At 32.7% G+C, this 11,528-nt stretch carries 6 protein-coding genes; all 6 read right to left on the bottom strand.

Annotated elements, in window-relative coordinates:
• Positions 1–554: 554 nt before the first annotated feature.
• Positions 555–2,456, bottom strand: a complete 1,902-nt coding sequence (locus HM986_RS14255) for a putative porin (RefSeq protein ID WP_317167395.1) — start codon at positions 2,454–2,456, stop codon at positions 555–557.
• A 188-nt stretch (positions 2,457–2,644) separates the two neighbouring features.
• The gene (locus HM986_RS14250; RefSeq protein ID WP_179335761.1) at positions 2,645–4,933 is read right to left on the bottom strand and encodes a zinc-dependent metalloprotease; all 2,289 of its coding nucleotides are present in this window, start codon (positions 4,931–4,933) and stop codon (positions 2,645–2,647) included.
• A 118-nt stretch (positions 4,934–5,051) separates the two neighbouring features.
• Entirely contained in the window at positions 5,052–5,999 is a 948-nt protein-coding gene (locus tag HM986_RS14245) for a hypothetical protein (protein ID WP_179335760.1), read from the bottom strand.
• An 8-nt stretch (positions 6,000–6,007) separates the two neighbouring features.
• Positions 6,008–6,856, bottom strand: a complete 849-nt coding sequence (locus HM986_RS14240) for a hypothetical protein (protein WP_179335759.1) — start codon at positions 6,854–6,856, stop codon at positions 6,008–6,010.
• 28 nt (positions 6,857–6,884) lie between these two features.
• Entirely contained in the window at positions 6,885–8,351 is a 1,467-nt protein-coding gene (locus tag HM986_RS14235) for a RagB/SusD family nutrient uptake outer membrane protein (protein ID WP_179335758.1), read from the bottom strand.
• A gap of 12 nt (positions 8,352–8,363) precedes the next feature.
• Positions 8,364–11,465, bottom strand: a complete 3,102-nt coding sequence (locus tag HM986_RS14230; RefSeq protein WP_179335757.1) for a SusC/RagA family TonB-linked outer membrane protein — start codon at positions 11,463–11,465, stop codon at positions 8,364–8,366.
• Between the last annotated feature and the right edge of the window lie 63 nt (positions 11,466–11,528).

Genomic DNA, 11,528 nt, shown 5'->3' with positions numbered 1-11,528 from the left:
CGCTGTCAATTCAATATGTTAATGAACTTTTTCTTTACTTTCTCTTAACGTTGTTTCGCTAAGCGGGTGCAAATATACAAGCCTTTTTCGTTCTCGCAAGCTCTTTTTGTGTTTTATTTTAAATTATTTCACAACCCACTAATTTTGAGGTATTTAATTTAAATAAAAAAATAAGATTTATTACATTTAAATTTTAAATACCTCTATTTACAATTCCCAACCTATTTGCTCATTATATATCTGCTCATTATTAAGTTTGCATTAGCGGTAATAGCGGCATCCTTTTTTCACTTATATATACTAGTATATTAAGAATACAGTCCGTGAAATAGAATATTCTACTTTAACGAGAATCTCATAAAAAAAGATATAGCGGATGACGCGACGCTTTTGCTTCTAAAAAGCAAAAGGGAAATGTCCTGAAAATAAAAGCTAATACGCTATTTGTAGTTCTCCGTAGGTATTACATTAGTATCTTATCTATTACTAAAAATACCATCTGCTATTTAGTTACTACGCTACTGATACGTAATGGACAAACCTTATAAATTAGTCTACAGGAAAAAATCCCACACTAAACCAAACCTAATCGTAAAATCTCTGTACGGATTATTTGGGGCTGAAAAGTAATCGTACCCCGTAAAGGATGAATTAAAGTGTTCAACTTTAAAGAAGATCCGTGTTTGCCTAACTTTCGCATTAATAAAGAAATCTAGTCTAGGGAAACCGCCTAGCTTAGTTTCGTTTTGCGTATAAAATTCAGCCAACAACGGATCATAACCATTCATATTGTACTCAGAAAAGTAATTAAAGGTTATTCCTGTTTGAAAGGTCATTGATTTTTTAAATAATTGATTGGAATAATACAGTGTATTTCTACTTATAATTGCGGGCACATTAAGGACATCTTCATCACTAACGACATTTTGATACATTACTGTATTATCTAATGCAAAATTGCCTAATTTAAACTCCCTTTGTAATTTTAATCTGAAATACTGAAGAGGCTCGTTGTATTGCTTGGGTTCAATGGTGTTAACCCCGTCTATAGTTTCTTTTAAATTGAAATAGGTGTAATTGTCAATATTAGATAAATCTGCGTAGGCATTTAGCCATTTTTTGGATTCAATTTTGAATTTTAGTTGCTGTGTATTTACATTTTTAAAACTATCTAAGTTATACCAGTTGTAGTTAATGTAATCGCTTTGGTATAATAAGTAGTTGTAGTTTGCGAGTCTAGAATTTATTGAAATGCCCCCTGATATGTCAATATCCTCATTTAATTTTAGATTTATAGAACCGTCTAAATAACTTCCTACGAATGTATCGGATAAGTTTAATCCTCCACTACCCTTAATATTAAATCCTTTGTATGTTTTTGAATACGATCCTTCGAGACCCAAAAAATTAGATTGAATCCTATTTGTTATTGCTCCACTAGGAAATAAAACAACGCTATTATAACCGTAATTAATATCCGTATAATTCACCGCCAATTCTAATTCTCCTATAATATCATTGGAATACTGAACTCCTAAAGCGGTATTAAAGTTTTCTAATTTTACTTTATCATTAATGTCTGTTGTAAAAGCTTCACCGAAAAAATCTACGGCAGATGTTGTTTGACTATATTGATAATATTTATCTTCTAATGAAATTTTATTGAATAGCGTGATACTATTATTACTCAAAGAATCTCTTCGATTAAGCAGTGCATAAGAGTGTTCAAAATAAAAATGTTTACCTTCTAATATATTTTCAGCATCTTGAAATGCAGGATCAAATACAGATCGATCCAAGAATTCCTCATTACCCATACTAAAATTGTCTAAGTCTTCTGTTTCTAAACCTCCATTTTCTTCATTAAGCAAATCTTGCATGACCACATAACCTTTAGCTAGGTATTTTTTATTTTTTGATTTATAGTTTGAGGTAAAACGAAAGTTTCCCGAACTGGTTAATGCATTTTGATAGTTTCCTAAGGACCTTAACCCTTTATAGGCAATTGAAAAATTAAACTGACGGGAAAGGTTTACGGTAAAAAATGCATCTAATAGCTGTCCTTGTTCAAATGCGGTCTTGTAAGTTAACCGTGTCCATGGAGTGGGAACTTCATAAAACATAATATCATCATGTTCTAAATAATTAAAATGACGTGCTCTTGCGCCGAACAGTGGTGCTGTGTTTTTATCCCAAGAATCGAAACTAAGCGTATTATAGGTTTGACCAATATTAGCAAATGGCATTAAATTAAAATTATCCGTTTGAAGATAATTAAATTTATAATCCTTTTTAATAGTCAATGTCGTATCTACTTGGATAGAATCTGTGAGGTCTCTAAACTGAAGATACATATCGATAGTCGCTAACTCCTTAAATCCACTAGCCTTATTGGTAAGGGAAGTTGTATCTGATCTATTATCTAGATTTGTTTTAATAAGTTTATTTTGAGCCACAAGGCTTATTGTAAAAAAACAAAATACAATTATGTAAAAATTTTTGTTCTGCATTTAGGAGTATATAATTTTCAAACAAAGTAAATCATTAATTATTGTATAAGAATATAAAATTACAATTTACTTAACATAAAAAAGACCAACAGTATTATTTGTTGGTCTTTAGTAAATCTAATTATTAAAGTACGTTATTCAATAATAACTTTTTTAGATGTAATTGTATTTCCTTTAGAAATATTTGCGATGTAAACGCCAGAAGCTACACCACGTAAATTTACAGTTTCATTAAAACTAATAGAGTTATTAGAGAAGGAATTTTTGTAGACTAAACGTCCACTAATATCATAAACATCAACTTTAACGTCATCGTTATTGTTAACTCTAGAATCGAAGCTTATAGTGAACTCACCTTTATTTGGGTTTGGATGAATAGACAAATTATTATCAAAACCAAAATCATCGACACTTAAACTCTGTTGAATTTCGAAATCTCTTCTATTAATATTATAGAATATATTACCCACAGCTTCTACCATTATTCTACAAGATGTAGCATCTACATTTGGAAGAGTAACAGTTTCACTACCGTCATTTGGGGTATTAGATAACAATACTGTATCGAAATTTAATCCGCCATCCGTTGATAATAAAATATTAACATTCTGTGTATTAACAGCACCTGTATTAGTTGAAGCTACGTTCCATGATACCTCTTGAGAGGAATTACCAACATAAGAAATATCAAACGTATTTTGTGAATTCACTACAAACGGACCAGCCGAATTAGTTACTGCGATAGTCATTTCATCTACACCAATCTGACCACCCTGAATGTCATTATCCCTTACCGTTAATTTAAAATTAAGATTTCTTCCTATTAACATGAGGCGCTCCCAACTTGTTGAATTATTAACGTTACCAACATAATCTTCTAGTCTAGGAATATATCTTACGTTATTAGCGCTAGGTGAAAAAGACCTAACAACAGGTCCATCTGCTGTAAAATCTGACGGTGCTGTATTAGAAGCACCTAAATCATACTCCTCCCAGCAGTAAGTTAAAAGTGCTAAATCATTATCATCAGTAGCAGAACCAACAAGTTTATATGGCGTTCTAAATGGAATCGTATAATTATTTCCAGCATTTGCTGTTGGAGATGAATTTGAAATACTTAATTGTTCTGCACATGTACTATTTCCGAAAGTAATATTAGACCACATTTCGTCCAAACTTACTTGATGAAAATATAAATCAGCTTGAGATTGAATATTTGACTGGTTACCGCAAATCCCAGCATACGACATAATTGTAGTCCCACCGCCTGGCTCATATGCAGTACTTGCTGTTGCAGCACTAGCACAGGTGTTTGCATTATAGGTATGACGAGCTCCAAATTGATGTCCAAATTCGTGCATTAATGTAGACTCAAAACTATAACCCGCAGATGGCCCGAATAACGAACTACTTACGCCTCTAGCTTTATTATTAGTACAAGGTGAATCCACCTGCGCAAGACCACTACCAGATGTGCTTAACATGTGACCTATATCATAAGGCTCCCCAATAAATGCATCAATAAAAAATTGACTTTCATCAATTAACTCACTGATAATATCATTAGTCAAGAAAGAATCAGTGATAAAAATGACATTTCTGTTATTATCAACAATTGTCATTGTTACTGCCAATTCTCTTTCGTAAACGGCATTAACTCTTGTCATAACATCATTCATAACAGCTAATATCGTATTCTTTTTTACTGTATCAGAAGCACCGCTTAAACCTGCTTGACTGATATGATATGTTGCGTATTCTTGTGTACAGGAAAGTGCTAATCTAAAATTTCTTAATTTACCATCATTTGCATTTCGAGCAGCAGGGTTCATTCCAGCACCTAAAGAGCTTGCTATTTGCTCTTCAGAATCTTCTGTAAGACAACTTATTTGCGTTTCAGATAAAGGAATATCATTCTTAGAATAAGCGATATAAAATTTTCTGTCTTTTGTTAAGGAGTCGATGTATTGAACCGAATTATCAGTGTCAAAAATTACAGCTTTTAAACCAAAAAGAGAAATACTAAATCTAATTGTTTTGCCTTTATTCTTTAATGAAGTTCCAACAAATGAACGCACATCACTTAGCTCTAGTTGCAAGTCCTCAGAAAGTACCGGTGCGTCAAAAACTTCATAATCCTCATATAATCCATCAGCACTAGGAAAACTTACTACAATACCATTTGTATTATCTGAAAGTAACCTATTTGGAGCAGATTTAATTTTATCAAATAACTGATCGATATTTAAACCATAAACAGTATAAGCATTTGGCATCGATACACGATCCCATTTCTCATACTCAGAATTCAAAACATCAGATTTTTGATACCAAAAACCTGATTTAATTTGTGCCTTAATAGACAACGAAACACTGACGAATACTAGTAGTAACAAGTATCGACATTGAGTATTAATTTTCATATTTTTTTTTTTAATTTAATAAATGTTTTTTTCAAAATAAAAAAATCCATTTATAACGGATACAAGATAAATAAAAAAAAACCGCTAAAAGCGGTTTTTTTTTATAAAACATAAATAATTATATTTTTGTTAACACAACTGTTAATTCAATATTCTCAACACCGCATCCACCAGAGCCTCCGAAAAAATCTAACATATTCAATGTTACACTTTCTGATTCTGCTACTGTACAAGCGTCTAGAGTAAAAATATTAACACTATCACCACCTATAGTAAGGTCTTCACCTGCAGCACAGGCTATACCCGTAGATATGTCATTTTGAACAACTATCTGACCATCTGAATTAATATTAAATCCGATAGAAACTATATTACCACCTGGTGCATAAGGAACATCGAATGATCTGTTAAAAGTTGCACTCGCGTCTGCTGTTACAGTAACAGTTTGATCAGCAAAAACATCTCCACCAAATAAACTATCACCAGAAGTCACAGTTAGATTATAATCACCTACAAAAAAGTCATCATTTGGAAGTAATCCTGCAATAGCAACTTCAATATTTGGACAAATAGTTACTCTAATTGTCGTTGGTCTAGTTTCTTCTGTACCACTAATACCTATAGCAATACCTGAATTATCAGTACCATCCAAAACAACATCAAACACCATAGCTTCTGTAATGTTAGCTGCTACTACTTCCGCTATGTTCAATTCTAGTTCAGGAAAAGTAGTATCAAAATTACTTGAAGTACCACCTGGGCTTAACAAATTACCTGTATTAGAAAAAACTGTATTAGGGTTAGCACCTGATACTGGTACAAAACTATAGCTAATAGTTAAATCATTAACAACTATAGGAACATTTACTTCAACAGGAATACCTGCAAGAGTAGTTGTATCATAACTATTTAAGTCAATACTTAACTGACTAGCTTGAAACTGCACCCAACCAGTCTCAGGACTTGCGTTGAATTTACCTTCATTCTCACCTTCGCTACTATCACAGCTGTTAAAAGAAACCAATAACAATGAGAATAAAAACGATATTTTAAAAATATTTTTCATATGTAATTTTAAATTTTAGTTAAAGTAAAACTTTGCACCGTACTACTTCCACAAGAAAGTAATGGATCTTGTAAATAATTAACTGTTATAACATCTTCATTATCTAAAGAATAAGTTGAATTATTTGCAGCACCTGCAGAGACTAATATGTAAGAATCACCACCTGCACAAGCAACATTGATATCAACATCCTGCGCAAAGTTTAATACGTTACAAGCTAAACCAAGTATTACTTCTACTTCAGCTTCAACACCTGAACCAGGTAAATGTATTGTATTGAATGTTCTTTCTGTTTCACTATCGCCTACAGATATAGAAACTGTTTCTCCTGTTGGAAAATTACCTGATCCATCATCACCGATAATGTAATCACCTACTAAATATGTACTAGGAACTGGGCAAACTTCAAAAATATTAACAGTAATTTCTTCAAAATCTGCATTCTCAGAATCAGATAACCCATTAATATTAAATACAATTCTTTTAGATGTAGCATCTACCAAATTATTGTCTGTACCTACGACAGTAAGTGTTCCTTGATAAGAGTTAGCTGGGATGGTTACACTTGTAGGTAAACTATAAGTAAGATCATTAGCTGTAGTTATCTCAGGATCTGTATTTAAAACAATATCATATGTTCTATCTACACTACTAACCGTACTAGAATTTAATATTAAATTAATACTACTAGTATCGTCGATTGTAACTGGTAAGTTATAAACACTTCTCTCGAACGTTATAAACGTATTGTTTTCATTGATATTGCCGTTATAAATAACTTCTTCTACTGTCTCATCACAAGACACAGTAACTATAGCCAATAGCAATACAAATGTTAATTTAAATATATTTTTCATAATTATTTTTTCTAAAAATTAATTTGAATTAGTATTGAGGATTTTGAGATATAGCAGTATTACCATTGATCTCATCTTGAGGAATAGCTAATGTAAATCTAAAATCAGAAGATGAAATATCACATACACCTTCAAAAGAAGCACAATCAGCAGAATTTCTAGACAATCCAATACCTAATTCTGGACCTACACGCTTAATATCTAACCATCTATGACCTTCATAACATAATTCTAAACGACGCTCTAACATTATATCAGTTAAAGCTACATTTAAATTCGTATAAGATGTAGGTGTAGCAGTAGCTGATCCTCTAGCAGTTCTTAACTCTTGAATTGTAGTTGCAGCATCAGCGAACATATTATTTCTAGCTTGTAATTCAGCTTTGATTAATTGAACCTCTGAAGCTCTCATCATTTTAAAATCATTAATTGCCTGTCCAGCAGCTGAACCAGGATATTTATTAATTAGTAATTCATTTGCAGGATCATTTAATCCTACTACAGTACTCGCAGAGTTAACAAAAGCTTGTCTTCTAGCACCACCTTCTGCATCTAATAAATTAAACAACTCATTAGACATTTCTAAGAATCCGTCACCTGTTCCTGGAAAGTTAAAGTAAAATAACTGTGCTACACCTGCATCACCAACAACTCTTGATAACTTAAATATAACTTCTGTATCATCTACATCTAAATACATTCCAATATACTCACCAAAACTAGCTAAAGGATAATCTGCTAATAATTCATTAGCAAGTGTAATATTAGCTGTACTGCTATCACCTTCTGTAAGTGCTATTCTTAATTTAAGAAACTTAACGAAATCTTCACTAATCCAAATTGGATTATCATTAGTCTCATTAGATGGATCAAATAAAGTTAAAGCTGTATTCAAATCCTCTTTAATGAAGGTTAAGTTTTCAGAAACCGTATTTCTTTCAAAAACATCTGCTGTTTCTGGAACAAAATCCATATTAATAGCACCTAAAGTATTAGGATTGCTATAGTCTGTTGTATAATATTGAACAACTTCAAAGTGACATAATGCTCTTATAGCTAACAATTGTGCCTTTATGTGATTCGCTTCAACTAATTCTTCACCAGTAAAAGTTAAACGATCTAATACGCCAAGTACACGATTTGCAAAATTGATAGTTACATATCTATTATTCCAAATGTTATGAGGAATACTTCCACTTGTAAAACTTACTACATAGTTGTAATCCTGAGCACCCTGACCATTACTAGCTAAACCAGCTTTAAGGTTATCACCTAAAATTGCATTAGCGTATAAAGAATTACCTGTTCCATTACCACCTCCATCTGGAGCATAAGCGGCATAAACACCAAGTAGTCCCGATTGTACGTCGGCTAAAGATCTATAGGCAGCATCCTCTGTAAGCTCCCCTTCTTGCAAAATATCAGTGGCATCCTCACAAGAGACTGACAAAGACAATGCAAATAAAAATAATATTTTAAATATATGTTTTTTCATCTTAAATTTTTATTAAAAATTAACTGTTACTCCTAGAGTATATATTTTAGGTGTTGGGAACTGCCCTCTATCCGTTGCTCTAAAGTTAGATTCAGGATCCCATCCTCTGTATTTAGAAAACGTAATTAAATTTTCACCTTGCAAGTATAGTCTTACACCACTCACTGGTAATTTCTCTAATGCCTCTTTTGGAAGAGAATATGCTAACGTAATGTTTCTTAACCTAAGGAATGATGCATCTTCAAGATATCTATCTGTAGAATTAATATAATCAACACTACCAAAAGCAGAACCTACACGAGGTACTTCTGTAATATCACCTACATTTTGCCAAGCATCAAATAAAGTCACTGATCTATTTCTACCATTCTCTGTCTGTCCTTGAGAAACTTCTTGTAAACTAGCGTAATCTAAGTTGTTTCTGTAAACTTCAGCAACGAAAGACCATTGTGTAGTAAATTCGAAACCTTTATAACGTATATCAGAACCAAAACCTCCTTGAAAAACAGGATAAATTGATTTATCAGAAAACACTCTATCTGCATCTAATAACGTCTCCGTTAATGAACCATCTAATTTTCTAAATAATGGATTACCATTTGCTGGGTTAACACCTGCATAAGGTACCAAGTAGAAAGATCCTAATGACTCACCTTCACCTAACGCTGTAGAACCACCATTATTAACTAACCCATTAGATGATGGAGGTAAAGCCTCAATCTCATTCTTATTATAAGACCCATTAGCATTTACAGATATTCTCCAATCACTATCACTAAATAATCTGTACGATAATTGTAATTCAACACCTCTATTTACCATAGTACCTAGATTAGAATCAATTGTACCGCCTGTAGCATTTAACAGTGAAATATTATTATTCTGAAACAAATCTTCTGTCTTTTTCTCGTAAACATCAATTGCACCAGTAAGCTTACTATTCCAAATTTGGAAATCCAATCCAATATTCGCTTGAGTAGTTTCTTCCCATCTCAAAGATGTGTTAGCCACTTGAGCAGGTACAGTTGAAACTGAACCATTATAACCAGTTCCTGCAGTGTATAGGTTTCTAGTTAAACTAAGACCACCATAATAAGTACCTGCAATCCTGTCATTACCAGAAAGTCCGTAAGATGCTCTAAGCTTTAATAAATTAAAAGCACTACCATCCATAAAAGGTTCAGCATCGATATTCCAACGACCACCAACAGACCAAAATGTACCCCATTTGTTATCATCAATAAATCTAAAAGAATTGTCCCTTCTTATTCCTGCAGAGAAACCATATTTACCATCATATTCATAATCTAATTGACTGAATAAAGACATATTTCCTACTGTAATAGTAGTTTGACCTAAAGTATCAATATATGGGTTAGTTGTATTTCCGCCGATAACTTCAGTTGTTGTTCCAGGAATAAAAGCAGCACCTGAACCTACTAAACGAGGATCAAGACCGAATTGTGTATAATTAAATGAGTCTAAATGTCCTTTTAAATACTCCATAAAAACAGTAACATCTAAATTATGTTTATCACCAAAAGTATTATTATAATTTAATGAAGTAACTGAATTAAATCTAAAATCTCTTAGAAATGACTCAGATTGAATACCACCAAATTGAGCATCTACACCTTGTGCCGACTGAAACGGTCCTAATATACTTTCTGGGTGAAGAATATCGATAGCTCTTTCACTACTGTAATCCACACCTAATTGAATACCTGCCGTAAGATTTTTGGCGAAATTCCAATTTGCATTAAAAGAAGCTAAAACCTTTACTTCCTCTTCTTTGTCAGTATTAAGCGCTATACTATTTAATAGAACATATGGGAAATTAGAAGCTCCACGTCCAAGAATCGCATCAATATCACCTGGCTGAATACCACCATCACGAGTTATTGAACCATCAGCTGCATATGGACTTAAATAAGGCAATCCTTGTAAAGCAGCACTATATGGGTTAAAGAATGTAGAACCAGAACCAGAACCATCTTGCTCATTTGTAGTAGAAACACCTACAGACAAGTTTAAACCATAATTAAATTTATCATCAGAAGATCTACCACTGAAGTTATTTCTTACAGAGAAACGTTTAAATGCCGATCCAATAAAAATACCATCTTGTTCAAAATATTGTAATGAGGTAAAATTATTAGAATTTTCTCCACCAGATGTAATTGATAAGTTATGAGAATTAGTTGTTCCTTTTCTGAAGAACACATCCGCCCAACTTGTATTTGTTTGATTAGCTATAGCATTAATCTCATTTGGAGATAACTCAGCACCTAAGCCACCACCATTTTGATTTTGCCAAGTTAAAATCTCTCTTGAGTTCATCAACTCAAAAGGCTGATCTTGTAATTCATTATAACCATAAGTAGAAGTATATTTAAACTCTAACCCTTGATTATAACGACCTCTCTTAGTTGTAATCACAATCGCTCCATTCGCAGCTCTGTTTCCATAAATATTTGCTGCAGCAGCATCCTTTAAAACTGCAAATGATGCAATATCAGTTGGATTGATACTTCTAAAATTATCTTCATCCACAGGAATTCCATCTACTACAAATAATGGCTCAATATTACCATTAATAGATCCAGGCCCTCTTAATATTATAGTACTATCAGCACCTGGTTGCCCAGAACCTGTAGCAATATTTAAACCAGCAACCTGACCTTGAAGATTTTGTAATGCAGAAGCATTTGCTCTATCTTCTAATATCTCTGCATTAACCGTAGTTATAGCAGCAGTTACTGTTCTTACAGAAGCAGCATTACCATAGGCAACAACTACAACTTCATCAAGTTGGCTGTCTGCTTTTAAAGCTACATTCACAACCGAACTAGAACCTACAGTTTTTTCTACGCTTACAAATCCTACGTAAGAAAAAATTAAGATATCATTTTCATTTGCTCTAATGGAAAATTTTCCATCAAAATCTGTTTGTTGACCTCTAGAGGTCCCTTTTACAATTACACTAGCTCCAGGAAGGGGTAAACCATCCGTTACTGTTGTAACTGTACCTGTGATAGTCTTCTCTTGTGCAAAAGAAAACTGCATCACGAACGCCATAAATAGCGTTAATAACCATGTTAATTTTAATTTCATAAAACAATTATTTGAGTTAGTCTAATTGCAAACATCTTAATTAAATATTAAATAACCAAGCAA

Source organism: Winogradskyella costae (assembly GCF_013403865.1).
Classification (GTDB): Bacteria; Bacteroidota; Bacteroidia; order Flavobacteriales; family Flavobacteriaceae; genus Winogradskyella; species Winogradskyella costae.
The sequence above is the reverse complement of the archived record's forward strand: the minus strand, read 5'-3'. Positions and strand labels throughout refer to the sequence as shown.

Coding starts and splice junctions, on each gene's coding strand:
- HM986_RS14245 (WP_179335760.1), bottom strand. CDS start 5,999: ATGAAAAATATTTTTAAAATATCGTTTTTATTCTCATTGTTATTGGTT.
- HM986_RS14230 (WP_179335757.1), bottom strand. CDS start 11,465: ATGAAATTAAAATTAACATGGTTATTAACGCTATTTATGGCGTTCGTG.
- HM986_RS14250 (WP_179335761.1), bottom strand. CDS start 4,933: ATGAAAATTAATACTCAATGTCGATACTTGTTACTACTAGTATTCGTC.
- HM986_RS14240 (WP_179335759.1), bottom strand. CDS start 6,856: ATGAAAAATATATTTAAATTAACATTTGTATTGCTATTGGCTATAGTT.
- HM986_RS14235 (WP_179335758.1), bottom strand. CDS start 8,351: ATGAAAAAACATATATTTAAAATATTATTTTTATTTGCATTGTCTTTG.